General features: G+C 47.7%; 26 protein-coding genes. 12 read left to right on the top strand and 14 right to left on the bottom strand.

Annotated elements, in window-relative coordinates:
* The 3 genes from B147_RS29445 to B147_RS0124665 form a co-directional block, all read left to right on the top strand.
* On the top strand, positions 1-262 hold a 262-nt coding region (locus B147_RS29445), incomplete at its 5' end, for a hypothetical protein (protein WP_033397936.1).
* 35 nt (positions 263-297) lie between these two features.
* A complete protein-coding gene (locus tag B147_RS32215) occupies positions 298-456 on the top strand; it encodes a hypothetical protein (RefSeq protein ID WP_020589873.1) in 159 nt (52 codons plus the stop codon).
* A 244-nt stretch (positions 457-700) separates the two neighbouring features.
* Positions 701-943: a hypothetical protein gene (locus B147_RS0124665; RefSeq protein ID WP_020589874.1), complete on the top strand. Its 243-nt coding sequence runs from the start codon at positions 701-703 to the stop codon at positions 941-943.
* 22 nt (positions 944-965) lie between these two features.
* On the opposite strand, the gene B147_RS0124670 is transcribed toward B147_RS0124665, so the two are convergent.
* Genes B147_RS0124670 through B147_RS32220 form a run of 5 tightly spaced genes read right to left on the bottom strand, consistent with a single transcriptional unit; the run spans position 966 to position 5,061 of the window.
* Positions 966-2,240 carry a diaminopimelate decarboxylase family protein gene (locus tag B147_RS0124670; RefSeq protein WP_020589875.1) on the bottom strand — a complete coding sequence of 425 codons (1,275 nt, stop codon included), beginning with the start codon at positions 2,238-2,240 and terminating at the stop codon, positions 966-968.
* Between the two features lie 2 nt (positions 2,241-2,242).
* Entirely contained in the window at positions 2,243-3,532 is a 1,290-nt protein-coding gene (locus tag B147_RS0124675) for an ATP-grasp domain-containing protein (RefSeq protein WP_020589876.1), read from the bottom strand.
* Complete coding sequence (locus B147_RS0124680; RefSeq protein WP_020589877.1) at positions 3,513-4,469, bottom strand: GNAT family N-acetyltransferase; 957 nt, start codon at positions 4,467-4,469, stop codon at positions 3,513-3,515. Before B147_RS0124680 ends, B147_RS0124675 begins: the two co-directional genes overlap by 20 nt.
* A gap of 10 nt (positions 4,470-4,479) precedes the next feature.
* Positions 4,480-4,869 carry an S-adenosylmethionine decarboxylase gene (speD, locus tag B147_RS29450; RefSeq protein ID WP_020589878.1) on the bottom strand — a complete coding sequence of 130 codons (390 nt, stop codon included), beginning with the start codon at positions 4,867-4,869 and terminating at the stop codon, positions 4,480-4,482.
* 30 nt (positions 4,870-4,899) lie between these two features.
* Positions 4,900-5,061 (bottom strand): hypothetical protein, encoded by a 162-nt coding sequence (locus B147_RS32220; protein WP_020589879.1) that lies wholly within the window; start codon positions 5,059-5,061, stop codon positions 4,900-4,902.
* A 367-nt stretch (positions 5,062-5,428) separates the two neighbouring features.
* Between B147_RS32220 and B147_RS0124695 the strand changes: the two genes are divergently transcribed.
* From B147_RS0124695 to B147_RS0124710, 4 genes are all read left to right on the top strand, one after another.
* A complete protein-coding gene (locus tag B147_RS0124695; protein WP_020589880.1) occupies positions 5,429-6,850 on the top strand; it encodes a sigma-54 interaction domain-containing protein in 1,422 nt (473 codons plus the stop codon).
* 6 nt (positions 6,851-6,856) lie between these two features.
* On the top strand, positions 6,857-7,447 hold the full coding sequence (locus B147_RS0124700) for a hypothetical protein (protein WP_020589881.1): 591 nt from the start codon (positions 6,857-6,859) through the stop codon (positions 7,445-7,447).
* Positions 7,448-7,766: 319 nt separating this feature from the next.
* Positions 7,767-8,231 (top strand): heme-binding domain-containing protein, encoded by a 465-nt coding sequence (locus B147_RS29455; RefSeq protein ID WP_020589882.1) that lies wholly within the window; start codon positions 7,767-7,769, stop codon positions 8,229-8,231.
* Positions 8,232-8,258: 27 nt separating this feature from the next.
* Entirely contained in the window at positions 8,259-9,125 is an 867-nt protein-coding gene (locus tag B147_RS0124710; RefSeq protein ID WP_020589883.1) for a hypothetical protein, read from the top strand.
* A 174-nt stretch (positions 9,126-9,299) separates the two neighbouring features.
* On the opposite strand, the gene B147_RS0124715 is transcribed toward B147_RS0124710, so the two are convergent.
* The 3 genes from B147_RS0124715 to B147_RS0124725 form a co-directional block, all read right to left on the bottom strand.
* Positions 9,300-10,433, bottom strand: coding sequence for an SO_0444 family Cu/Zn efflux transporter (locus tag B147_RS0124715; RefSeq protein WP_020589884.1), 1,134 nt, complete (start codon positions 10,431-10,433; stop codon positions 9,300-9,302).
* A gap of 171 nt (positions 10,434-10,604) precedes the next feature.
* Positions 10,605-10,997, bottom strand: coding sequence for an ArsR/SmtB family transcription factor (locus B147_RS0124720; protein ID WP_020589885.1), 393 nt, complete (start codon positions 10,995-10,997; stop codon positions 10,605-10,607).
* 313 nt (positions 10,998-11,310) lie between these two features.
* The gene (locus tag B147_RS0124725) at positions 11,311-11,526 is read right to left on the bottom strand and encodes a hypothetical protein (protein WP_020589886.1); all 216 of its coding nucleotides are present in this window, start codon (positions 11,524-11,526) and stop codon (positions 11,311-11,313) included.
* A 236-nt stretch (positions 11,527-11,762) separates the two neighbouring features.
* Here B147_RS0124725 and B147_RS0124730 point away from each other — a divergent pair, with 236 nt between their 5' ends.
* Positions 11,763-12,668: a TIGR01777 family oxidoreductase gene (locus tag B147_RS0124730; RefSeq protein WP_020589887.1), complete on the top strand. Its 906-nt coding sequence runs from the start codon at positions 11,763-11,765 to the stop codon at positions 12,666-12,668.
* An 83-nt stretch (positions 12,669-12,751) separates the two neighbouring features.
* On the opposite strand, the gene B147_RS0124735 is transcribed toward B147_RS0124730, so the two are convergent.
* From B147_RS0124735 to B147_RS0124750, 4 genes are all read right to left on the bottom strand, one after another.
* The gene (locus tag B147_RS0124735; protein WP_020589888.1) at positions 12,752-13,435 is read right to left on the bottom strand and encodes a rubredoxin-like domain-containing protein; all 684 of its coding nucleotides are present in this window, start codon (positions 13,433-13,435) and stop codon (positions 12,752-12,754) included.
* Positions 13,436-13,546: 111 nt separating this feature from the next.
* Positions 13,547-14,620, bottom strand: a complete 1,074-nt coding sequence (locus B147_RS0124740; protein ID WP_020589889.1) for an ADP-ribosylglycohydrolase family protein — start codon at positions 14,618-14,620, stop codon at positions 13,547-13,549.
* A gap of 48 nt (positions 14,621-14,668) precedes the next feature.
* Positions 14,669-15,415, bottom strand: a complete 747-nt coding sequence (locus B147_RS0124745; RefSeq protein ID WP_020589890.1) for an N-acyl homoserine lactonase family protein — start codon at positions 15,413-15,415, stop codon at positions 14,669-14,671.
* 28 nt (positions 15,416-15,443) lie between these two features.
* Positions 15,444-17,426: a hybrid sensor histidine kinase/response regulator gene (locus B147_RS0124750; RefSeq protein WP_020589891.1), complete on the bottom strand. Its 1,983-nt coding sequence runs from the start codon at positions 17,424-17,426 to the stop codon at positions 15,444-15,446.
* Positions 17,427-17,659: 233 nt separating this feature from the next.
* On the opposite strand from B147_RS0124750, the gene tsaA reads away from it, so the two are divergent.
* Complete coding sequence (gene tsaA / locus B147_RS0124755) at positions 17,660-18,208, top strand: tRNA (N6-threonylcarbamoyladenosine(37)-N6)-methyltransferase TrmO (protein ID WP_020589892.1); 549 nt, start codon at positions 17,660-17,662, stop codon at positions 18,206-18,208.
* 65 nt (positions 18,209-18,273) lie between these two features.
* Positions 18,274-19,149: an EamA family transporter RarD gene (gene rarD, locus B147_RS0124760; protein ID WP_020589893.1), complete on the top strand. Its 876-nt coding sequence runs from the start codon at positions 18,274-18,276 to the stop codon at positions 19,147-19,149.
* On the opposite strand, the gene nifS is transcribed toward rarD, so the two are convergent.
* Both nifS and nifU read right to left on the bottom strand, forming a co-directional pair.
* Positions 19,150-20,316: a cysteine desulfurase NifS gene (nifS, locus tag B147_RS0124765; protein WP_020589894.1), complete on the bottom strand. Its 1,167-nt coding sequence runs from the start codon at positions 20,314-20,316 to the stop codon at positions 19,150-19,152.
* 39 nt (positions 20,317-20,355) lie between these two features.
* Complete coding sequence (gene nifU / locus B147_RS0124770) at positions 20,356-20,940, bottom strand: Fe-S cluster assembly protein NifU (RefSeq protein ID WP_020589895.1); 585 nt, start codon at positions 20,938-20,940, stop codon at positions 20,356-20,358.
* Positions 20,941-21,360: 420 nt separating this feature from the next.
* Between nifU and B147_RS30735 the strand changes: the two genes are divergently transcribed.
* Together B147_RS30735 and B147_RS0124780 are read left to right on the top strand one after the other, a co-directional pair.
* Complete coding sequence (locus B147_RS30735; RefSeq protein WP_157238029.1) at positions 21,361-23,259, top strand: ABC transporter substrate-binding protein; 1,899 nt, start codon at positions 21,361-21,363, stop codon at positions 23,257-23,259.
* 25 nt (positions 23,260-23,284) lie between these two features.
* Positions 23,285-23,542 (top strand): hypothetical protein, encoded by a 258-nt coding sequence (locus B147_RS0124780; protein ID WP_020589897.1) that lies wholly within the window; start codon positions 23,285-23,287, stop codon positions 23,540-23,542.
* Positions 23,543-23,575 lie beyond the last annotated feature (33 nt).

Here is a 23,575-nt window from a genome sequence, read left to right on the forward strand (position 1 = left end):
CGGCATGGCATCGGCACATGCTTTATGTCATGCTGGCGCAGCACTTTCTTTTTCGACTCAGGCAAAAAGTAAAAAAAACTGCTTAAGTTTAGCCATGGTTAAAAAATTGGTCCAAGTTGTTTTGTCGATCAATTCTTTTACATGGAAAGGGGCTATAAATATGATAAAGTATCACCTCAAACGTAACGACATTGCGTATGAAAGCCATAGAAAAAGAACGATGGCTCTCGCTAAAGAGTTAGGTGTTCAAGTGTCGCTGTAGTGTTAAGCTGTAAACTTTAAATGAGGAAAATTATAATGAAAACACAAAACACACAAAAAAGACGTTCTCATATGCCCGATCTGGACGTATGTACATCGGACCCGGCATGGGCGGAACATGCAAGGCCCAATGATGATGGACCCGATCCCTGTGATGACGGACGAGGTATTAAATTTGAGACGGATTCCAATTGAAAAAAGATTGTTGCTATTTCAGCTGATTGACACGATCCGCATCCGGGTTGGGTGCCGGTCTCTGCTCCTGAAGTGCTGCCGACGTTATGGAATCCTATTATGTGCCATCTTGAGAACTCCTGTGCTTAAAAGTTCGGCCTGGTCTGCATGCCGGGCTTTTAAGGCCTCAAGCTGCTGGTGGATAACTGGGTCTGTTCCAGTTTCCAGCACTTGATTTAATCGCATAACAAGGGAGGTAGATATAATGGATAAAAACGAACTATGCCAAAAAATTGAACAGATCTATCCGGACATCGGACAGTGCGGGATTGATATCCGCGTTTCATTTGACGATGATAATGATCGCTGGAGAGTTCATTTGAAGAAAGATAACAAGTCCTTGGATACTTTCCTGGAGCCCGGTGATGCTGAACTCTGCATGGAAGGCCGGCAGTGTGTAAGTCTTGGCATTGAAATCAGCCAGCTCAAGGATAATATTGGGCAATAAAAGTTGTGCATTGGATCGGCGATTATTCGCCGCATTCGGAAAGAAGAAAATGTCGGCTGGCGCTCTCCTTGACCGCTACCCGGGGAATGGGTTTGATGAATTGCTGGCGAAGGCTGTAGGTGTAGGCTCCCTGGGCCGGGATCATGAGAATGTCATCCTCTTTGATGGCCGAACCGAAATAGGTGTATCCCCAGACATCGTGAGGGGTGCAAAGGGAGCCCAGGATATGGCATTTTTTTTCGGACAGGCCGGGCCGGGTTAAGTTGATGACCGGGCAGTAATCGGTTTCATACCGTTCCCAGCCCACCGTGTTGCCCCCGGCATCGGTAATGACCAGGTCTTTTTCCTTGCAGTCCACCACCTGGATGAGGATGTGCATAGCATCATTGCAGATCCAGCGGCCCGGCTCAAAACAAATCCGGCACTGGGTTAAGGGCAGGATGTGTTCTTTAATGGCCGTTGACAGTTCCTTTGCAAACAGGTCAATGGAGGAGCCCTGGTCGATAATATAGTTCTGGGGCACATCCGATAGAAGCCACTCTCCCTGGGCAGGCCAGTAGCCGCCGCCAATATCAATGAATTGGACCGCGTCCAGGAATGGCTTTGGCATGACGGAAAGAATCTCTCCCAGTTTTCTGATAAACGCGGTTTGCCTGTCCGGGTTTAGATTCCAGGATGAGTGGAACTGCAATCCCTGGAAATCCAGCCGGCCAAGGGCCTGGATCTCTTTGAACGTAGATAACAGGTTTTCCGGCAGTACACCGAATTTGCGCCATAGGCCTTCGGGGTTGTTGTTCAGACGCAGTCCTACGGGCATGCGCGTCTGCCTTTCTTTAAGCACGGATGCCAGCCGTTTTGCCTCTCCAATGCTGTCCAGAAGGATCACCACCCGGTCCGGGTGCCGGGCCGCAAGTGCCAGTTCCGGGATGGTTTTGCCCGGACCGCTGAATATAATGGAGGATGCACCCAGTTCCAGGGCCACGGACAGTTCCACGCCGCTGGATACATCCAGCCCGAATCCATGTTTGAGCAGATGCCCGGAAAGATGGGGCAGGTTGTTGCTTTTCATGGCATAAAAAAAAGCAGTCTCCGGCAGGCGGTGGCTGAATGCCGCCCTGAACTGGGCGGCTTTTCTGGCCAGGACATCGGTTTCCAGAATATACAGGGGAGACCCGAATGCTTTGGCCATATCCAGGTACATCCCCTTGTTTTTTAGGTACGGGTTTATAAACTCAACAACTTTTTCCCTGGACAGAAGAGAGCCTGTGTCTGTGGCTTGTGTATTGGCTGTGAGCATGCCTAATCCATTTCAATGTCGATGCGTTTGGCGAGCAAAAGACACTCTGTTTCGTAAAATTTGCGTCTGTTCGGTTCTATGATCAAGTGCCCTAAGAGCCATGAATCATAGTCTTGGGGGGGCATGGTCACCCGGTGCCCCGGGGGGTGAATCAGGTGTATTTTTTTTACCCGGCTGTCGTTTTCCACGGCCTCCGTTTTAATGCGTTTTAATATACCGTCTCTTCGGGCATGGATGCGGAACGCCACCAACGGGGAGAACGGCCCTTTTTTTTCGTTTTTCCAGGCAACACCTTGTGCCGCATCCAGGGTCAGCCCAAGTATGTCGATGTTGCCTGCTTCCTTGAGTAGGAAGGGCAGGCAGTCTCCACCGGGCCGTGGCGTCATCTCTATGAGCACGGGGTTTTTGTGTCGCAGGATAAAATCCACCATACACACACCGGTTTTAATCCCCAATGCCCTGGCAGCCCTGTAAAAGGCATCTGCAAGTATGTCATTGGCAGGCATTTTTTCTTCATCGTCGTCCGGGCAGATCGCATACCCGGAAATGGTGCCGAAGGGTCTGCTGTCCACCTTTATTTTCCGGGTTTTGCGCAAAATAACGGCCCGGTCTTTTTCCATGAGAAAATCACAGGAAAATTCAGGGCCGGCCACCCACTCCTCGGCCAGCATCTGGAATGTGCCGGCCTCCGTGGGTTTAAACAATGGATTGCCGGTCCGTGCGGCAAGCCCGTCTGCCACCGCGTTGAACGCGGTACTACAATCTTTTCGGGTGGTGCATTTGAATACAAGTTCACTGCCCGAACCGCAAAAGGGTTTGAGTACAATGCCTGCCGGTACCTGGTCCAAGAAGTTTAATACCTCGATTTCGGTGTTGACCGGGCATGTTTGGGGACAAGGGATCTGATTTTGCCCCCACAATTGTTTTGAGATGAATTTATCTCTGCTGTTTCTGACCGCCTCGATATCGGGGTAGGGCAGGCCCATCTTTGCTGCCAGAATAGATGTGGCCTCCATGGATTCGCAGTCAAAGCAGGCAATGCCGGAAATAGTCACCCCGAAGGTTTTTTTGTGGTAGTCTAATGCCTTAATTGCGGTGTCAATATCGCAGATGGGGCATAAAATCTCCTCTCCATTGTCCGGACAAGGCTCGGTCGCATTTTCACGAACTTTGGGCTCCGTCAGAAAAAGTGCCTGTCCGGGACGGACCTTTCTGATCCATTCAATGTAGTCGGATGTGGTGCCCACCACCAGCACCTGATTTCTTTTAGGCTCAGACTGCTTTTCGGCCATAATGGCTCCCATGGTAAACAGCTGTATTTGGCTGGGTGTGAATTTCGTATGACGGTCTGGGGCTCAGGCGAAACCGTTCTTTCCAGTTAAAACTGCCGCACAGAAAATCCACGGCTTCCATCCGGTTATGGCAGGCCCATTCCAGGTGGTGCAGATTGATCACCTTGGCAATACCGATAAAATCCGGGTGGGTGCCCCCGGCTACAACCGTGTAGGTGTTGTTGAACATTGCCCCCATGTCCACGGCTGCAATTTTTCCTTCCACTATGGCTGTGGAGATCCTGAGCATGCCCATATCCCGCAGATACGCTGCAAACCGTTCAAAGGACCGGTAAAAACGGGCATCGCTGAAGTAGGAATCCGATGTGAATGCTGCCATATTCAAGCGGAACATCTCGGCCAGATCCGGCAGGTGATTGTACCGCCAGGTCAGTTGCCGCGCCCCAATTTTTTTTACATCAGCCTTGAGTTTTTTTCTGGTTTTTCCCGGGAATGCCAGCCAGAAGTTATCCATGGAAAAATCATGCATCCGGGGGTAGAAGAGATAACCGGTCTCGTCAAGTCCGGCTTGTTCTATTTTGTCAAACAGCGGATTGAAGCGCAAATATCTTAAGTTCAAGGGGCCGGGAACGGATTCGCACAATGCCTGGAATACTTCCGGGGATTGTGCAAAGACCCGGTTCTGTTCCAACCAGGTTTTGCCCTTCCAGGTTTCTCCGGGAAAGAAGACGTATTCACCAGTTTCTTCAACCAGGCTTAAGGGAAGAAACCCCACAACCTGACCTTTGTCTTCGATAAGATGGAAGCTTAAAGGCCTTTTAAATGCGGTGTTAAAACATTGTCTGACGGCCCATAGATCAAATATGTCCTGGGCCGGCCAGTATTTTTCCCAAGCCTGCCGGCATTGTTCCGGATCTGTAATAATGATGGATTTCATCGTTATTCACCTAATGCCGGTAAGTGACGTTGAGCCGGGAGGTTTTTCCGCCGAAATAGTTTTGGGAAAATTCCCGGACCACTTCAGGGTCGTATGTCTTGCATGAAAATACATCCAGGTAGGTGGCATTGCTTTGGTTGGCAAAATGGGCGGATATTAATGAGGTTTCAATCAGCTGGACCATTGAAAATCCGGCAACTTTTTCATCCTCACCAAAATGAACCACCTGGGTTTCGCCGAAGCGCTTCATTTCAATCAGGTCACACAGTTCCACGACAAATCGTTTGATCAGTTCCGCATCTCTGATTTTTTCGGGGTCGCAGTCATAAATGTCGATGGCGGAGGCAATGCCCCATACATCAGGGGCGGTATCGATTTTAATTACGTTTGCAGCAGTCATTGTTTTTCTCCTTTAAATTTGAGGTATACTCTACCATTTCTCTCTGGTGTCGGATGGGCGTTTGGGCTTTTTGTTCATTTTTTTTCGGCGCTTCTGGTCTTCTTTCTGGTCTTCCCAATCATAATCTTCATCGTAGCTCTCTTTGAATTTTGGGCTTTTGCCTTTGTTTCGGCTGAACTTTTCCCTGCTCATGACTTCCTTTCCTCTTTGGTTTTGGGCCGGCTGTTTTGGCCGAGTGGGTTGGATTTAATTCCAGCATGCCTATAGCAACCAATGTGCCAGATTTTTAAGAAAAATTAAATATAAGTGAATACGAATAGTTGTCAATTTTAATGTGATCCGTATACTGATATTTTCGGAAAATATTTACTTAAATATGAAAGTGACGGGTTTTTATGATTAAATTGGTAATTATTATCCGATTTTTAAATGTGTTTGTTACGGTGTGTTGAAATTTAAAGCTGATTATAAAAGTAGATTGCTTGTCCTTTGGAATTTTTATATACTTTGACACGTCGTAGAAACAGTAATATTTTACCGGAAATGGAATGCGTTTTTTATGCTGATTCGGCTGGCATGTGCCATTAAAGAGACAAAAATACGTACCGAGCTTGCGAACAGGCTGGCGGAACAGGATGTCCAGCTCCAGTTTTTTAAACCCAGCACCCTCTCCTGGCAGGCCCTTGCCAGAAGCTGCGCAGACGTGTTTATTGTCAGCAGTCCCACAATTCCCAAACCTGTTGAATCAAGTATCTCTTTGCTTAATGAACTGCCCGAAGCACCTATGACCATTGTTCTGCATAATCGGGAGTCTTCGGAAGAGCATGCCAATCTTCTGGCCTCGGGGGTTGATGTGGTGCTTTATTCCGGTATTCCAATGGACAGCCTCTTAGAAGCCCTTGAAACCACCTTGGAATCCCGTCGTCAGTTCTATTATGCGGAACGGTTTGACCGGCGGGGGCGTTTTTTGCCCCGGCTTAACGATTTTACTTCCAACAGCCGGGACATGCAGGTTTTTTTGGATGAAACCCGGCAGGTGGTGTCCAGTGATGCCACCATACTGCTGCTGGGTGAGACAGGTGTGGGCAAGGAGCATCTGTCTAAAGCCATCCATGCCGACAGCCACAGATCCACAGGGCCTTTCATTGCCATTAATATGGCAGCCATTCCGGAACAGTTGATGGAAAGTGAGCTGTTCGGGCATGAGCAGGGGGCCTTTACCGGGGCGGTGCGCTCCCGGCGAGGGGCGTTTGAACTGGCCCATGGCGGCACGATTTTTCTGGATGAAATCGGTGAAATGCCCCTGCAGATGCAGACCAAGCTGCTCCGTGTACTTCAAGAACTTGAATTTACGCCGGTGGGCGGTGAAAAACCGGTATGGGTGGATGTCCGGGTGATTGCAGCCACTAACAAAGATCTTGAGGAGGAGGTTGAAAAAGGAACGTTCCGAAAGGATCTTTATTACCGGCTCGGGGTGATTTCATTAACGCTTCCCCCCTTGAGAAAGCGTAAAGAAGATATCCCCTCACTGACCAACCATTTTCTGACCATGAACCAGCAGAAATTCGGCAGGAATCTTAAGCGGTTTTCCCAGCCGGCCATGGAGGCCCTCTGTAACTACCACTGGCCGGGCAATATCCGGGAATTGATGAATGTCATTGAACGGGCCGTCCTGCTGTGCAAGTCGGATATGATCACCTTGGAAGAGCTGCCGTCGGTTTTTCATAACACCAAACCCGTCCGAATAGGCGATGGAGAGTCGGCACTTTGTCTGCCCCGGGAATGGGAAACCATGACCCTGCCCCAGGTCCGGGAAGCCGTTTGTGATCAGGTGGAGGCTTTGTATCTGGCCATGGTGCTGAACAAAACCCATGGGAAAATCGGAAAAACCGCAAAAATTGCAGGCATTCATCCCAGGGGCCTGTATGCCAAAATGAAAAAGCTGGGACTGGATAAAGCTGAGTTTAAAGCCAAAGGATAGGTGTTCATGTATTCGCCGTTTCACTACCAGATTTCTGAATATGACTGTGTGCCCACAGCCATTACCAATGCCGTTTCGTTTTTGTTTCAACGCAAGGAAATACCGCCCATGGTTATCCGGCATATTTATCTTTACTGCCTTGATACGGTGGGGCGGGACTCCCGGTTCGGTGTGGGCGGCACCAGTAAATATGCCGTACGTCTGGTGGGTAACTGGCTTAATTCTTACCGGATAAAGGCTTTTTCCGTTGCCACGCAGTTTCTGGAAAAAGAACAGGTCACCCTGGAACCGGGCGGGCAGATCGAATCCTGTCTGTCAGAGGGTGGGGTGGTGCTGTGCAATATCCTTTTGACCCCCCGTGATGAACACTATCTTATGGTAACCGCTATGGATGAAAATTGGATATACTGCTTTGATTCCTACCGCAGGCAATCCATCCGCGGTATGAAGGGCATGGCCCGGGTGATTGACGGCGGAGACGGCCGCTCAGCCAATCTGAAAATAAGGCGGGAGTGGGCCGGGCAGGACCAGGTAAAGCGGTTCTGCTTGGGGCCCATGCCGATGCGTGAAAGTCTTTTAATCTGGCGGACATCTTAGTTGGGACATTGATTCCAAAATGCCAAAAAAATATCAAGAATCAAGAGCGTTCCAGATAGACATATAGAGAAGAATGTTCAGGGGAAGCAAAAATGGAAGTGCGTACGGCGCTTTATTCGAATATCTCTATTATTGATTCCTATGTTGTAGAAAACCCCCGGAAATTGTCGGCAGATAAATTAGAAATAATTTACTGAAAGACGAACCTCCTTTGTGAGAAAGCCCTGTCCCATACTTGCCAAATTTGATAAGGTATGTATCGTAGCATTTCGGATCTAAAATATTTCTAATTTCTCAAAATCAAAAATTAGGAGGTGACATGTTGAATAAAAGAAACATTCTTATTCTTGTTGGTCTAATTATCATCGCTGGAATTGGCAGTTACATCGTTTCAGATATGTTAGTTCCGGAAAAAAATCCGCCCCACCGATATTCCGGAATAATAATGGGAAATGAGGCGGATAAGATTTTGAATCGGGTTTGCTTTAACTGTCACAGTAATGAAACAAGTTGGCCTTGGTACACCTCTTTGCCAATGATAAATCTCTTGATCTCAAGCGACGTCGGAGAAGCCAGGGATTATTTGAATTTTTCTAATTGGGATTCCATTCCTGAAGATAAACGTGTTCTCTATTTAAATATGGTGTTTGATAAAATAGAGCGTAATGAAATGCCGCCTATGATTTATAAACTTGGTCATCCAGAAGCAAAAATGACTCAGGAAGACTTAAAAATATTAAAAGATACTGCAAGTTCCCTTGGGATCTCTTTTAACCCGAAGTAAACCATATTTAAAAGACACATTCATTTGATGAAACAAATTTTACATATTACAAGCGGTGACATAGCGGGCGATCGTTTAGCCAAGAGTTCAATCCCCGGAGACGTATTTGTATGGCATGACATCCTTTACGATGGGCCGAGAAAGCCCGGGTGGCCGGATGATGCCACGCTGGATGCCCGGGCGGGTTTTCTCGAAGAGTCAACTGGTGGCGGATTAAGCAAACAATACGTTCTTGAGACATTAAAGACCCAGTATGCCAAGCTGAAAACAGCATCAGATTATAATACGCTGGTTCTCTGGTTTGATGCATGCCTCTTTGACCAGTCCATGCTTTGTCATATTCTTGCGTGTATGCGGTTTCTTGGAAACGAACATGCCGAGCTTCTCTGCATAGATGCTTTTCCGGGAATTGATCCGTATCATGGTCTTGGACAGCTTTCTCCCGGGCAACTGGCTTCCATGTATAGCCAACGTCAATCATTAACGCCGGATCAATTCCTTTTTGCAGAACGTGTTGATCGCGCCTTCGCACTTCAGGACCAGGCCGAGTTCAAAAAGTTGGTTGATGCTGAGGCGCCTTTACCTTGGATTTCAGCGGCTGTAACACGTTGGATGGAAGAATATCCTGATAAAGTGACCGGGTTGGGCAAACTTGAAAGCTTGGCACTTGAGGCAATTTGTTCCGGCCTTGAAACCCCAGTGGAAATTTTTTCGTTTGTTGCCGCACGGGAAACACCGCCCCAATACTGGGGTGATATAACGCTTTGGGAGAAAATCAATGCATTGGCAGATAGACAACCGCCGCTGGTCAAAATTGAAGGGCCAAACGCAAGATTGCCCCAATGGGAAAGTATTACAGATTTAAAGCTGTTCCGAGTACACCCAAATGAATGATGTGAGCCTTTTCAATGGAATTGATTCATTTGAACTGAAACGGGGCCTGATAATTTTTTTATTGAAATCGTAAAAGATATGGTATAGAAAACTTTCTTTGGTTTGTTTCTTTTACAAAGAAAGGGAAGCAGTTTAAATGTCATTAACCATGAGGCAGACAGTCCGGCACTGATATTAATGTTTCGTTGATGTCTTTTCGTGGTGATCGTGATCATGGCAGTGACAGTCCTGGCGCTTAAACAGGCTTCTTGCCAGAAGCGCAGTTAGGATTATGGCGGCGGTCAGTTCAACGCCGTAGGGCAACACTTCAGACGCTTTCCCCATCACCACGGAGGGCTGGATGGCCAGCAGCCTGTAAATTAAGTCCAGCAGACCTCCCATTGCCAGGGAGCAGATGGATATCATACCAAGATAGATTGCCAGGGCCCGGCCGCCGAAAATGTTTTTCACCACCCCCATGGTGGCGGCATTGGTCGCCGGTCCTGCCAGTAAAAATACCAGGGCGGCGCCCGGGTTCAGTCCTTTAAGGATCAACGCTGCGGCAATGGGGGTTGATGACGTGGCGCACACATACATGGGAATACCGGCAACCAGCATGATCAGCATGGAGAGGAGTGGATTATTCTGGGACCATGCGCTGATTCCGGAAGGGAAAAAGAATGTAATTAAACCGGCAATGAATATCCCAACGGCAAAGGGTTTGGCAATATCTATGAGGAGTTCGCCAAAGGCAAAGTTCATCCCCTGTGCCAGACGTTTTGAAAAGGGCGGTTCATGAACCGTCTCACCGGGGGCATTCGTGCATGACCCTGAACTGCAGTTACAGGTGTGTTCCGGGATGGGGGACTGTACAAAAAAAGGGTCTGGTGTGGCGGTTGTTTTTTTTTGACCCCCGCTGCTGAATATGTTTGCGGTAATGCCGGTGGATATGGCGGTGATCAACCCTGCAATGGGTCGAATGATGGTCATGACAGGATCCAGCATGGCCCAGGACACAGCAATGGAGTCCACGCCGGATTCCGGGGTGGCGATCATGAATGCCAGGGCAGCACCGTCATTGGCGCCCTGCTTTTTTAAACCCGTGACCACGGGGATTACCCCGCAACTGCACAAGGGGATAGGGATGCCGAACAGGGCTGAGCGCAACACCGGTTTCACCCGGCCTTTGCCTAAATATTTTTTAATCCGGTCCGCTTTGAAAAATACATAGAGCAAAGCGGCCACAAAAAAGCCGAAAAGCATGAATACCGACACATCCAGATAAACATGCCAGATTTCTAAAATAATATTTTTTATTGTGGTCATCATTGTTTTGTCCTGCGTTCATCCTTTTGCAATATTTAAAATAGTCGCTTTGTACATATGATTATATGAATAGTTGTTCATATATGCAAGCTAAAATCTATTAATGGGAAAATTCGGGCTCGTCAGAAAGGGAGCTTCGCGGAAGGCAATGATGCAAAAAAGGATTCGAAAGGCTCAGATGTTGTGGGAGATGTGTTCGATGCTCATTTGAAGCAGTGAACGGACATGGTCGTCGTCCAGGGAATAATATATCCTTTTGCCCTGGCGTCTGTTTTTAACGATCCGAAGGGTTCTTAGTATCCTAAGCTGGTGGGATACGGCTGATTCGCTCTGGCCGCAAAGTACGGAAAGGTCACACACACAATGCTCTCGGTCCAAAAGAGCTGTTACAATTTTTATCCGGGAGGCATCACCCAGTGCCTTGAATATTTCAGAAAGCCCCAGAATGGTGTCGGATGACGGCATGGTTTTCAGTGTTTTTTTAACCTCTTCCGGGTTGATGCATTTCTGTGAGCAGGTATCCATACTTATCAGCCGATCATTAAGCGGTTTGCAAAAGTTATTCATGCGCCTGTTAATGCTCCATGAGTACAATAAACAACCCCTTTTCGCAAGACACGCTTTGGTGAGTTGGAATTATCAGGTGAAATGGCCACGGGCCATCCTTGGTCTTTGACCGTGGTTCGGTTCACTGATCAATAAAAAAAAGAACTGCCACTTTCCGGGTTTATACTTCTAATTATCCCGGAAAGTGGCAGGTTCTATTTTTAGTTATTGCTTTTTTTTCAGGCACCCTGCCTTGTTACTTATGCTTTATACAGGCCCTATCAGAGAAAAGTCCCATTGTGTAAGATTAGCAAAACCGGATTACAAGAACCTGTTAAGAAACATCGGTATTAAAATCAAGCTCGCACTGATCATTAAGCCGCGTACGAATCAGAATGATTGAAATGGCCACTACCGGCAGGGCTAACACAAACCCGATAATGGGCAGAAGGGTAAATCCCAGCACAACAAGTCCAAGGGAAAATAAGCCGAACAGACTGCTTAAAAAGTATTTAGAAAATTTTTCTGATGTACATTTATTATTTTCCATATCCGCCTCCTGGCAATTATATTTTAGTTTTATTAAAACTCAAATAATTAGTTTTAACTAACTTGGGCTTTCTCACAATCTAATGCCGAATAAAACATATGCAAGTTTTTTTTAAAAAAAACATTTATAATAGAGGTTACGGCAATATTGCCAGTCGAACTGGCTCAAATTGTGCTTCATAATATTCAGACACTAAGCAGTACTCAATATTGATCACAAATAAAGGGAGTGAACACATGAAAACGGTTTTAGTCACCGGGGCATCCGGCTTTGTGGGAAAGGCCCTTGCGCAAAAATATCTGGATGCGGGTTGGCGGGTAAATGGACTGGGCACTTCGTCACACCATCCCATGGCTGATGCGCATGATAATTTTTTCTGGACCAGTGCAGATACCTCCCAGCCGGGAGGCTGGCAGGATCTTGTGGCACAATCGGATGTTATCGTCAATCTGGCTGGCAGAAATATTTTCAAACCCTGGACAAAGGCGTATAAAAAAGCCATTTATGAATCCAGAATTCAAACCACAAAACACCTGGTGGAAGCCATGCCCGGTAACTTTCAAGGGCAGTTGATCAATGCCTCTGCGGCAGGATTTTACGGTGACCGGGGTGATACACCTTTGACTGAGACACAATCGTACGGCACCGGATTTCTGGCGCGGGTGTGCCGGGACTGGGAAGCCCAGGCCCAGAGAGCAGCGTCAAAGGGGGCAACCGTCGCGGTGATGAGGTTCGGGGTGGTTCTCGGCCCGGGAGGGGGCGCTCTTGACGTGATGGGCCAGGCCTTCAGGATGTTCATGGGCGGGCCGTTGGGGTCTGGGGAACAGTGGTTTCCATGGGTGCATCTGGATGATTTGGTCCGGGGCGTCTTCTTTTTAATGGAACATAATGCCCAAGGCGTTTACAATTTTACAGGGCCGGTTCCCATCCGACAAAAGGCCTTCGCCAAGGAACTCGGCCGGGCTTTGCACCGCCCGGCGTTCATGCCGGCCCCGGCTTTTTTTGTTAGACTGTTTATGGGGCAACTCGGGGATTCGCTTCTTTACAGCCAGAAAGCGCTTCCTGCTGCCTTGGAAACTGCGGGATTCAGGTTTGAATATGATACTGTGGCTGGCGCATTGACACAGATTTTCAAGCCGTGAAACTTTACATCGTGTCTGATCAAAACACCCGGGCCGCAAACGGTTTTGCAAATGCCCGGGCGTTTTGTTTTTAACAGCCCTTTCTAATCCTTGAAAACCAGTTTTCCGCCGATGTATCCGGACACTCCGGCTCCGGCAAGCATCAGTACATTAATTATTACAAACAGCCAGGAACCGGACCCTTCTAATACCTCCGGGTTGATCAGGTACCAGATGATTGAGATGATGCAGCAGATCGCGGCTGTCGATGCAGCGCCAATTTTTATTTTAAATATCTTGGTTGGTGCCTGATTATATTTTCTCTGCCACTCAAGAAAGCCTGTCAACCCAACTATAGGCAGGGAGATAAGCACAAATATCGAATTGATAAACCCGGCCTTTAACAGGAGTTCCGAACCGGAAAACCAGGATAGAACAACCAGGATTGCAACCACTGGGATGACCCCGTTGGGCAGGTGAACCGACATCGGATGGGCATGGTGCTTAACCATCTGCTGGGCCGCTTTTTCCATGTAAACAGCCGCACGTCCGAATTTTTCGAAAAATGGCCCACCCGGTGTATCAGTGTCGCTTGGTGCAGATGACTCTTCTTGGGGTGCATCGGTTTTGCTGTCGTCGGCAGCAGGCTCAGCCTCGGTTGTATCAAGATCCGTATCCTCTTCAAGAAGGACAAATTTATCTGAGGAGACGCCGCACACTGGACATTTTTCAGGGGGTTCTTCTCCTGTATGAACGTATTTGCATACAGAACATTGCCATTTTTTCATTGATCTTCTCCTTAATGTTTTAGTGTGTTATTAGCCAGTCAATATCTCATTTCACCATACGTGTATTGCATATGAAATGCCCCTATGGCAACCGGAAATACGTCATTTCCATCAAAAAGATTGCGCCAGCGATTCAGCCAGTGCCAGAAGCGTATCTGCCTGTTCAAGGCCGTCAATGAATCGGTCCGGGATCTTGCTTAAGCCGACTTGCGCCCCGGTCAACGTGCCGGAGAGGATGGCTCTGACCTGGTTCTGACCTCCGCCGTTCACCGCATGGAGAACAGCAGACTCAAAATCGTTATGAAAACGTGCCGCAAGGTAGTAGGCAGCAGGCAGCTGATGATAAATGGCGCAGGGCATGCCATAAACAATGGAAACTTTCCAGGCCGGTTCAATCCGGATATCCGGATCGGATGCCGCCGCCGCCATGTAGGCGGGGGACAGCAACGCATCGGGGGAGGCAAATCGTCCTGCGCGGGGAGGGTCGGGATCGCCGGGCCTGGGCGGCTGCAGATCATCCCGGGTCACCGCATGGAAGGGTAAATCTCCGCTTTTCACCAGCTTCATCAGTTTATTCGAAATGTCGGCATCCAACCTGTTCCCCTGAACCAGAAGGCTTAACACCGCCCCAAACGCAACGGTCATGGAGACCACGGTGTCATCCACCTGGGTCAGTATCGTGTTCCGGGCAATGGCCGTGGCTAACCGGGCCGGCTCAAAAGCATATCTCACGGCAATGGCAAGGGTTCGTTCTATGGCTTCGGTGGTGTCGGCATGACCACCGGTCTTTCCCCAGGGAAGGTTTTGCTGAACCCGTTTTCGCCAGGCATCGCGAATGGATTGACTGGTGTAGTTGCCGGGGCCGGCCACCGGCGTGCCGTCAAGCATCGGGAAAAGGTCCTCGTCCATCCGCCGGCAGAAATCGGCTTGATTGTACCCATTGTTTTCAACCAGGGAACTTACCATAAGGGCCAGGATGAATCCGGCCTGGGACAGCTGCCCTGCTTTCAGACCATCATGATAGCGGCCCGGCATGGGGTCCGTATATCCGTCAATCCAATCCCCATAATCCCGGCGAAGGTCGGTAAGGTCATAGTACCAGTGCGGACCTAAAGCCAGGGCATCTCCGATAAATGCGCCCATAATGGCACCGGCTGCCCGGTCTTTTATTTCCGAGGTGTTCAATATCAATGCTCACATGTAACCAATTCATATTTATGAGATTTTCTGTTTTTAGACGCCTAATGGATCGCCACAAGCAAACCGGGGTTCATGCAAAGGGATAAGAATGTCCGCCTCTTTTTTTACCTGCACCATGATATCATAGGCCGAATAGGCATCCACATGAGTGCCCGGCGGGATAACCTCCATTTCCATGCCTTTGATTTCCGGTGGGGGATTGTAATTTTCTTCAATGATGCAAAAGCCGGTGATGGCCGCTTTGCCCTTTGGTGTATCAATAAACACGGTCAGGCCCCCTTTTGTGTGGACCGGCGTATGTTTAACATAGATTCCGTCAACAATGGGGGTATCTTCCTTTACTATCCTGACCTGTCCATTTTCCTCCACATCCTCGATATAATCTTCCAGGTACCGGTAATCCAAGGGGTGCGGGTTGTGGATGGATTCAAGTTCTTGCTCATGCACATAAAATATGGCGTTTTCACACTTATAGTCGTTTTCGCAATGATCGTTGTGCAGATGGGTGTGGATGACGATATCAATGTCTTCAGGTGCAAGCCCATGTTTTTCTAAGCCCTGTTCAAAGGTATAAATCTTCCCGTTAATGGCTTTTTCCCTTTGTTCGGACTGGATGGGATTCATTTCGCCGGTGTCCACCAGGATATTTTTGTCTCCACCCTTGATTACCCAGCAGAAAATGGGAATGGTATAGGTTTCGCCCTGTCCGTATTGGTAGGTCATCATGCTCTTGTCAAATACTTTTGTCCCCATGGCAACGGGGTGGATGGTATAGGTCATAGTATTCCTCAAGATATGGGGTTTGCTTTCATGCACTGAATACGGAGTCAATTTTTTCCGACAGTTTGGCAATGTCAAAGGGTTTTAATAAATAATCCCTGCACCCTTTGTTTATCATCTGCCGGATATCTTCTTTCAGCGCAAGTCCGGAACAGACCAGGACCCGGATATCCGGATTCAGAAGCCGCACCGCGTCATATGTCTGGACCCCGTCCATGCCGGGCATGACGACATCCAGAATCATCAGGTCAATTCCTTTGACATCATTTTGAACCAGGGATACGGCCTGGGCACCGGCCCCGGCAACAAGCACCTCGTAGCCAAGGGCCTCAAGCATCTCCTTGCAGACTTCGATCACCTCTTTTTCATCATCCACCAAAAGCACCCTGCCCTTGCCCGAAATGATGCGGCCTTTATTTTCCGCCGAAGGCAGGACATGATCCGTGTTTTCCAGGCCCTTTACAGCGGGCAGAAAAAACATGAATATACTGCCCTTGCCCGGGGTGGACTTGACCTGAAATGTACCCTTGTGGGCCTTGATGATCCCGTATGCTGTGGAAAGTCCCAGACCGGTTCCCCGGCCCCGGGTTTTGGTTGTAAAAAAAGGATTAAATATGCGGGACAAGGTCTCCTTGTCCATGCCCGTGCCGGTATCCGCCACACCGATTTTGATGTAATCTCCGGCCTGGTCAAGCCCTAATTTTTGGGCCTGCGGGTTATCAATGACCACATTTTGAGATTTCACCAAAATCCGGCCGCCTTTGGGCATGGCATGCCACGCGTTGACAAACAGGTTCATAAGCACCTGATTGATTTGAATTTCATCCACCATGATGGGCCAAAGATCCTTATCCAGTTCCTGGTGGATGGTGATATCTTTTCTGGTGCGGCCGAACATTTTGGCTGAGGTGCTAAGCAGATAATTTATGTTCAGGGGGATGGTGGCTTGTCGACTGCTTTTTCTAGAGAAATCCAGAAGTTGACGTGTCATTTCTGCGCCGTTGTGAACGTATTCGTCAATGTTGGACAGCCGTTTATATTCTTCCGATTCATGGTTAAACCCGATTTTAACCAGGGAGGCATATCCCTGTATGCCCATGAGAATATTATTGAAATCATGAGCAATGCCGCTGGCAAACGTACCGATGGCTTCCATTTTTTGGGCCTGGCGAAGCTGGGTCTCAAGCCGTATATGATCGGTGACATCCCTGGCCACGCCATAAATACCCTTGACATCATGGGCGGATTCGATATCCGGCGGGGTAAAAACCGAGGCCTTCATTTCCATGAATGCAAAGCCTGAATAAGGATCGTATCTGTCTTCCCCGGCATCGGTTTTTTTAAAGCGAAGGTTCAGGGCAATGCTGCAACCGGGGGACAGATCCCGGGTGGGCGAACCATCGGCCTGAAACAGCCGGGACAGTTTGCCGCGGTCATCCTCGTGGAGAATTGCGTCAAACGGCTTGTCTTTCAGTTCCCGGGGCAAATACCCCAGAAGGGTTTCAAACTGTTGATTGGCAAACGAGAAACAAAAGTTTTCGTCCAGGGTGAAAATCAGATCCGGTGAATTATTAACCATGTGCTGATATTTTTTTTCATAGGCCTCAAAGCGGGCAGCGTAGAATTGTTTTTCAGCAATCAGATGCCGTTGGGCAATACCGTTTTTAACGGTTTTAATCAACTCTGCAAATTCAAAGGGTTTTTTCAGGTAATCCCAGGCGCCCTGTTTCAGGGCAGAGACCGCTGACGCCACGGTGGCAAATCCGGTCATAATAATGACAAGTACTTCGGGATCCACCTCAAACATCCTGGCCATGGCCTCATATCCACCCATGCCGGGCATGGAAATATCCATCAGCACCAGGTCAAACTTCTGTGTATTGAACAAGTTGATTGCCTGCAGGCCATCATAAGCACAACAGACACGAAACCCTTCCCTGGTCAGGCATCTATTAATGCTTTCGACAACCCGCGTTTCATCATCAACAATAAGAATCTGTTCAGGTTTCATACTCAAACGAGTCTATACCCTATTATATTACTATGGTCTTTAGTATTTATTGTTCCACCGGTTCAAATGTATCCGAACACCACCTTTTGTTGTATAAGATGAAGGCAGTTAAAATGTCAACCTGAACGCTTAAAAACCTTGACAAAAAATAGCTCCCGGCTTTTATAAAGGGCCGGAACGGGCTATGACATCCCATTGCCCGAAAACATGCCGAACCAATGATGGAGGAAAATATGCCTACTGATCAGCAAAATACCCCGGCCTCAATGGCGTTGAATCCGGTGGGGGTTGTACGAAGCCCGTTTAAAACACCCATGCTCATGGCTGATGATTCCGGGTTGTCCCTTGAACTGCGAATGGAAAAAGTCAAAGAACATCATCGCCAGGTAAAAACAGGCATCAGCGAACTGGTCATTGATAAGCAGTGGGAATCGCTTTTAGACGGTGTTGAAGGGTTTTCCCATCTCCTGATATTGTATTGGCCCCATTTGATGAATCCGGCCCGGCGCAATCTTAAGAAAGTGCATCCCATGGGCAGAAAAGAATTGCCTGAACAGGGCATCTTTGCCACCTGCAGTCCGGCCCGGCCCAACCCTGTGCTGGTTACGGCCGTGGTTTTAAAAGAACGCAAGGGCAATATCCTCACCGTCCAGGGATTAGAGGCTGTGGACGGCAGTCCCATCATAGATATCAAACCCTATTCCCAAAGCTATATGATCATTGATTCACTGAAAAGTCCGGACTGGATGGAACAGATTCGCAGTGAATTGGACGAGGATTAACTCTATTTCAAAGGCCTTTGGCAGCCGAAGCCATAAAATAGTGTATTTAAACTATGGAAACAAAAATGAAACAAAATGTAAAAGGTGTGTTGTTCGGGCTGGCTGCCTTTGGGGCATGGGGATTTTTACCGGCCTACTGGAAACAGTTGCAGTCGGTCAATGCCTTTGAAATTTTATGTCACCGCATTGTCTGGTCCTGTATTTTCCTTCTGGCCATCATTGCCCGGCAGCGGCGATGGAACGAATTGCTTGAAATCGTCCAGAACCCCAAGGCTGTTAAAGGGCTTGCGATCAGCGGCCTTCTTGTGGGGTTTAACTGGTTTATCTACATCTGGGCCGTAAATTCGGGCCGGGTGGTGGAGACAAGCCTGGGCTATTACATGAATCCCATGATTAATGTGGCCTTGGGGTTTTTGCTGCTCCAGGAACGGTTCAGCAAAATCCAGTGGACCGCTGTTTTCTTTGCCCTGGCAGGGGTGGTTTACGCCCTGGTAGCCTATGGCACGATCCCGGCATTTGCCCTGGCCCTGGCATTCAGTTTTGCTTTTTACGGACTTTCCAGAAAAAAAATTGATGCCATGCCCATTCCCATGCTCTTTATCGAAACCCTGATTCTATTTATCCCTGCTCTGGCCTATATCGGTTTCAGGGTTGCCATGGGGTCAAGTCCTTTCATGGAGCAGACCATCATCTCTTTATGGTGTGTGGGCGCGGGTGTGGTTACAAGCCTGCCGTTACTGTGGTTTGCTGCTGCAGTGAAGCGATTGAACCTGTCAACCATAGGAATCCTTCAATATCTGGCCCCGTCCATTGCATTTGTCCTCGGGGTTTTTGTATATAAAGAGCCCTTTACCCGGCACAATCTGATTACTTTTTTCTTTATCTGGATCGGCGTGATCCTTTATATCTGGGACACGGCCGTTCACACAAAAAATTCATAATCATACCACTTTTCCGTCTTTCCAGAACGGCGACATTTGCCGCAGTCTGTCAATGGCCGGAACCAGGGTCTGCACAATGGTGTCCATTTCTTCTTTGGTGTTATCGTGGGACAATGAAAATCGGATGGTGCCGTGGGCTGATTTAAAGGGTACCTGCATGGCCATGAGCACATGGGATGGATCCAGGGAACCTGAGGTACAGGCGGAACCGGACGACGCGCATATGCCGGCCTGGTTCATCAGCATGAGGATGGATTCGCCCTCAACAGCATCAAAGCCGATGGACAGGGTATTGGGCAGACGATTTTCTTTGTCCCCGTTCACGGACGTTGCCGGGATCGCATCTAAAAGCCGTGTCTCAAGGTAATCCCGGATCTCCCGGACTTTAGTTGCCATGAAGGGAAGGTTCTCCTTTGCAAGTTCACAAGCCTTGCCTAACGCGATGATGGAAGCTGTGTTTTCCGTGCCGCCCCTGCGGCCCTTTTCCTGGTGGCCGCCAATGAGAAAGGGCGAAAATTTGATGCCTTTTTTGACATAGAGCACACCAATCCCCTTGGGTGCATGGATTTTATGTCCTGACAGAGACAGCATATCCACGCCGACGGCCTTAACGTCAATGGGAATTTTGCCGGTGGCCTGAACCGCATCCGTATGAAACCAGATCCCTTTTTCCTTAGCTTTTTGAGCAATTTCAGCGATGGGAAATATGACCCCGGTTTCATTATTGGCCCACATGACCGAGACAATGGCGGTGTCATCGGACATGGCCTTGTAAAGGGTGTCGAGGTCAAGACGGCCCTTTTTGTCCACCGGTACAAAGGTCACTTTGAATCCCTTTTTTCCCTGCAGATGAAGACAAAGACTTCTGACAGCCGGATGCTCGACTGCTGTGGTTATAATATGTTTTTTTTGCGGAAATGCGCTGATGGCCGCGTTGATGGCTGCATTATCACTTTCAGTCCCGCAACTGGTAAAAATAATCTCCCCAGGGTCTGCATTGATCAGGTTCGCCACCTGTTCCCTGGCCAGCTGCACTTTTTTATTCACAATATCTGCAAAACCATACATTGAGGACGGGTTGCCGTAAAACTGCCCTAAATACGGCAGCATCTCTTGTACCACTTCATCAGCCACCCGGGTGGTGGCGTTATTATCGGTATAGATCATGTTAATCCTTATTTTAACCCCATGGTTTCAACGATGGGATCAATCTGCTGCCGAATATGTTTCCAGGGACGCCAATGTCTTGTGGACAACTTCTTCAATTCTATCCAGACACTTTCCGCAGCCGCCGCCGGCTTTAAGATAATCGGTCACATCCTCAGTGGTCTCAAGGCCATTGGCTTTAACGGCGTCAATAATTTCAAGATCCGTGACATCAAAGCATTCGCATACCATCTGGCCTGGTTTTTCAAGGATCTGAATCCCGCGGAAATCCGCAATGGCTTTTTTTAAGGCGGCCTGGCCCATGACCGAGCAGTGCATTTTTTCTTTGGGCAACCCGCCCAGGTAATCGGCAATGTCGTCATTGGTTACTTTGGCGGCATCATCCAGGGTCATCCCCTTAATGATTTCGGTTAACGCCGAGGAGGAGGCCACGGCAGACGCACAGCCAAACGTCATAAAAGAGGCGTCAATGATTCTTTCATTTTCATTTACCTTTAAATACAGCTTAAGCGCATCTCCGCAGTTCAAAGAGCCGGTTTCACCAATGGCATTGGCGCCTTCAAGCTCTCCCACATTCCTTGGTTTCAAGAAATGCTCCATAACCTTTTCAGAATAATTCCACATAGCTGATCTCCTTTTGCCCCATAGTGTCACCCCCCAGTGACAAGGTGAATTTTCTTTAAAGAAGATACTACATCGTGGTAGTTTGTCAATCAGCCTTGGAAAAATTTAAAAATTTATCCAGGCGAATCAGTGCCGGCCTGCCTCCACCAGATTAAAGACAACATTTCGGACAATAAACCCAACACCCTTTCAACGTTTCAAACTTGCAAATCATGGATGCAAGTGTTAGATTCTATTATTCTTTTTTTGACCTCTAATTATACGGTGTCCGGCTTTCATGGAGGTATTAGAATCATTTATTCATTAGACGCGAAAAAATATCTTTTTCCCAAAAAAACAGGAAGCGGTACGCGCAATCAGTGGTTCAAAGGGGAAATCTTCTTATTATTTATAATTGCTTTTTTGTTTTTATGCTTCCCCTTGGCTATATTTGCAGGGGCAACGGACACCCGTTCTAAAAAGGATACTGACTTAAAGGCTGATTTTTCAAATAAAAAAATTCTCTGGGTCAGCTCCTATCATCAAGGGTATGAGGCAAATGATGCCATCGAGACCGGAATTCGTGCCCAATTAAAGGGAACTCCGGTTGAATTGCGCACTTTTTTCATGGATACAAAGCGTAACAACACTTCTATTCAAGGCCAAACTGCCGCAAAAAAGGCGTTTTCAATTATTGAACAATTTCGCCCCGACGCTATTATAGCCTCAGACGATAATGCTCAAAGATATCTTGTGGTTCCGTACCTAAAAGAAAAATCCATTCCCATTGTTTTCTGCGGCGTTAATTGGGATATAAAAAAATACGGATACCCCACTGCCAACATCACGGGCATGGTTGAAGTCGATCTGACACAGCAAATGTACGATCTTATGAAATCATATGCAACGGGTAACAAGATCGGTTTTCTCAGTGGCAATGTTGATGCTGAACGCGACATGGTACAGATGTACAATACCCGTTTTTTCCAAGGCCGGCTCAAACCCTATTTCGTGGAGTCCATGGCTGAATTCAAACACGCCTTTCTGCAAGCCCAGCAGGAAGTCAATATGCTCTATATTTACAATTATACAGGTATAAAAGACTGGGATCCAAATGAAGCAGAGCTGTTCCTCAGCCGCCATACGCGTATTCCAACCGGCTCACACAACGATTTTATGGCGCCCTTTGTCACTTTTGTTGCAGCTAAGTCTTTGCTGGAACATGGCCGGTACGCTGCTAAAACGGCACTTCGTATTCTGGCCGGTGTGACGCCGGATAAAATTGCCGTGACTGAGAACAAGGAAGTTGAACTATATGTGAATATGCGAATGGCCAAGGCGGCATCTTTTGTCTTTCCTGTAGATTTGTTGCAAACCGCCACGGTTATTTCGGAAATAAAGGCATACCTTGACCCGGACCCCGGGACCATTATGCCAAACCAATATGCAGGGAAAAAAATTTTTCTGCTCGATTCCTATCATGAAGAATATGAATGGAGTACCGGCATTAAAAATGGTCTTTTGAGCGGATTTTATGAGACCGGAGTCCATCTGCACAGTTTCCATATGAATGCCAAACAAGAGAATAGCCCTGACTGTTTAAAAAAAATAGGACAAAAGGCATATGATGCAATTGTTCAATTTCAGCCTGACGTGGTCATCGCCTGTGATGATGCTGCACAAAAATATGTTGTTTCACCCTATTTACGGGAACAAAAAATTCCTGTTGTATTCTGCGGTGTAAACTGGGATGCGTCAGAATATGGATACCCTGCATCCAACATTACCGGCATGATCGAAGAGGAACCCATTGGCGGCCTGATAGCGCTTTTGCAGCAATTTGCCAAAGGCAGGCGTCTGGGATACATTGCCGGTAATACATTAACCCAGCAAAAACTGGTTAAATTCTATCACCAAAATCATTTCCATCAACGGATGACCACCACCTATCTAGTCGATTCCATGGCGGGATGGAAAGATGCGGTGTTGAAAATGCAAAACGCTGCAGACATGCTGGTATTGTCTAATTATTCGGGTATTCAAAACTGGGACAGCAGGCAGGCCGTACAGTTTATTAAGAAGCACAACACCCTGCCCACAGGAGGTATGCTTGATTTTATGACACCGTATGTCATTTTCGCCCTTGAAAGAATTCCGGAAGAACAAGCCAGTTATGCTGCGAATACCGCGCTACGTATTCTTGACGGCACTCCTGCCTCGCAAATTCCAATGGAAAAAAACATACTATTTCGCCTGACTTTGAATCTACCCATGGCAGAAGCATCAAATATTACGATTCCATGTACAATTTTGAAGCAGGCAGAAAAATTAATACAATAATTACACCCCACATGGACTGAGCCATATGAAACTGCAATATCAACTTAATGTGTTTGCCATCGTAATACTGCTTTCAGTGTCAGGGGCCATTTGCTCTGCAGGTGTTTTTGCAATCAATCGTGTAACCATGGAACTTAACACCAAACTGATAAACAACCAAGTCAGTAATGTTATGGCCAGCGCTGACGCATCAAAATTTATTATCAATGATATCAGGGGGGCGGAGCGACATCTAAAATTATTTTGTCGCAAAATTATAATAGACACTCTGCAGGTCTTTTGATAATGTAACGTGGATGTGTGTGAGTTCACCCAC

It is taken from the genome of Desulfobacter curvatus DSM 3379, assembly GCF_000373985.1.
Taxonomy (GTDB): Bacteria; Desulfobacterota; Desulfobacteria; order Desulfobacterales; family Desulfobacteraceae; genus Desulfobacter; species Desulfobacter curvatus.

Bases quoted from the DNA above. Each gene is read 5' to 3' on its own strand.
- B147_RS32215 (WP_020589873.1), top strand. From the start codon at position 298: ATGAAAACACAAAACACACAAAAAAGACGTTCTCATATGCCCGATCTG.
- B147_RS0124665 (WP_020589874.1), top strand. From the start codon at position 701: ATGGATAAAAACGAACTATGCCAAAAAATTGAACAGATCTATCCGGAC.
- B147_RS0124670 (WP_020589875.1), bottom strand. From the start codon at position 2,240: ATGCTCACAGCCAATACACAAGCCACAGACACAGGCTCTCTTCTGTCC.
- B147_RS0124675 (WP_020589876.1), bottom strand. From the start codon at position 3,532: ATGGCCGAAAAGCAGTCTGAGCCTAAAAGAAATCAGGTGCTGGTGGTG.
- B147_RS0124680 (WP_020589877.1), bottom strand. From the start codon at position 4,469: ATGAAATCCATCATTATTACAGATCCGGAACAATGCCGGCAGGCTTGG.
- speD (WP_020589878.1), bottom strand. From the start codon at position 4,869: ATGACTGCTGCAAACGTAATTAAAATCGATACCGCCCCTGATGTATGG.
- B147_RS32220 (WP_020589879.1), bottom strand. From the start codon at position 5,061: ATGAGCAGGGAAAAGTTCAGCCGAAACAAAGGCAAAAGCCCAAAATTC.
- B147_RS0124695 (WP_020589880.1), top strand. From the start codon at position 5,429: ATGCTGATTCGGCTGGCATGTGCCATTAAAGAGACAAAAATACGTACC.
- B147_RS0124700 (WP_020589881.1), top strand. From the start codon at position 6,857: ATGTATTCGCCGTTTCACTACCAGATTTCTGAATATGACTGTGTGCCC.
- B147_RS29455 (WP_020589882.1), top strand. From the start codon at position 7,767: ATGTTGAATAAAAGAAACATTCTTATTCTTGTTGGTCTAATTATCATC.
- B147_RS0124710 (WP_020589883.1), top strand. From the start codon at position 8,259: ATGAAACAAATTTTACATATTACAAGCGGTGACATAGCGGGCGATCGT.
- B147_RS0124715 (WP_020589884.1), bottom strand. From the start codon at position 10,433: ATGATGACCACAATAAAAAATATTATTTTAGAAATCTGGCATGTTTAT.
- B147_RS0124720 (WP_020589885.1), bottom strand. From the start codon at position 10,997: ATGAATAACTTTTGCAAACCGCTTAATGATCGGCTGATAAGTATGGAT.
- B147_RS0124725 (WP_020589886.1), bottom strand. From the start codon at position 11,526: ATGGAAAATAATAAATGTACATCAGAAAAATTTTCTAAATACTTTTTA.
- B147_RS0124730 (WP_020589887.1), top strand. From the start codon at position 11,763: ATGAAAACGGTTTTAGTCACCGGGGCATCCGGCTTTGTGGGAAAGGCC.
- B147_RS0124735 (WP_020589888.1), bottom strand. From the start codon at position 13,435: ATGAAAAAATGGCAATGTTCTGTATGCAAATACGTTCATACAGGAGAA.
- B147_RS0124745 (WP_020589890.1), bottom strand. From the start codon at position 15,415: ATGACCTATACCATCCACCCCGTTGCCATGGGGACAAAAGTATTTGAC.
- B147_RS0124750 (WP_020589891.1), bottom strand. From the start codon at position 17,426: ATGAAACCTGAACAGATTCTTATTGTTGATGATGAAACGCGGGTTGTC.
- tsaA (WP_020589892.1), top strand. From the start codon at position 17,660: ATGCCTACTGATCAGCAAAATACCCCGGCCTCAATGGCGTTGAATCCG.
- rarD (WP_020589893.1), top strand. From the start codon at position 18,274: ATGAAACAAAATGTAAAAGGTGTGTTGTTCGGGCTGGCTGCCTTTGGG.
- nifS (WP_020589894.1), bottom strand. From the start codon at position 20,316: ATGATCTATACCGATAATAACGCCACCACCCGGGTGGCTGATGAAGTG.
- nifU (WP_020589895.1), bottom strand. From the start codon at position 20,940: ATGTGGAATTATTCTGAAAAGGTTATGGAGCATTTCTTGAAACCAAGG.
- B147_RS0124780 (WP_020589897.1), top strand. From the start codon at position 23,285: ATGAAACTGCAATATCAACTTAATGTGTTTGCCATCGTAATACTGCTT.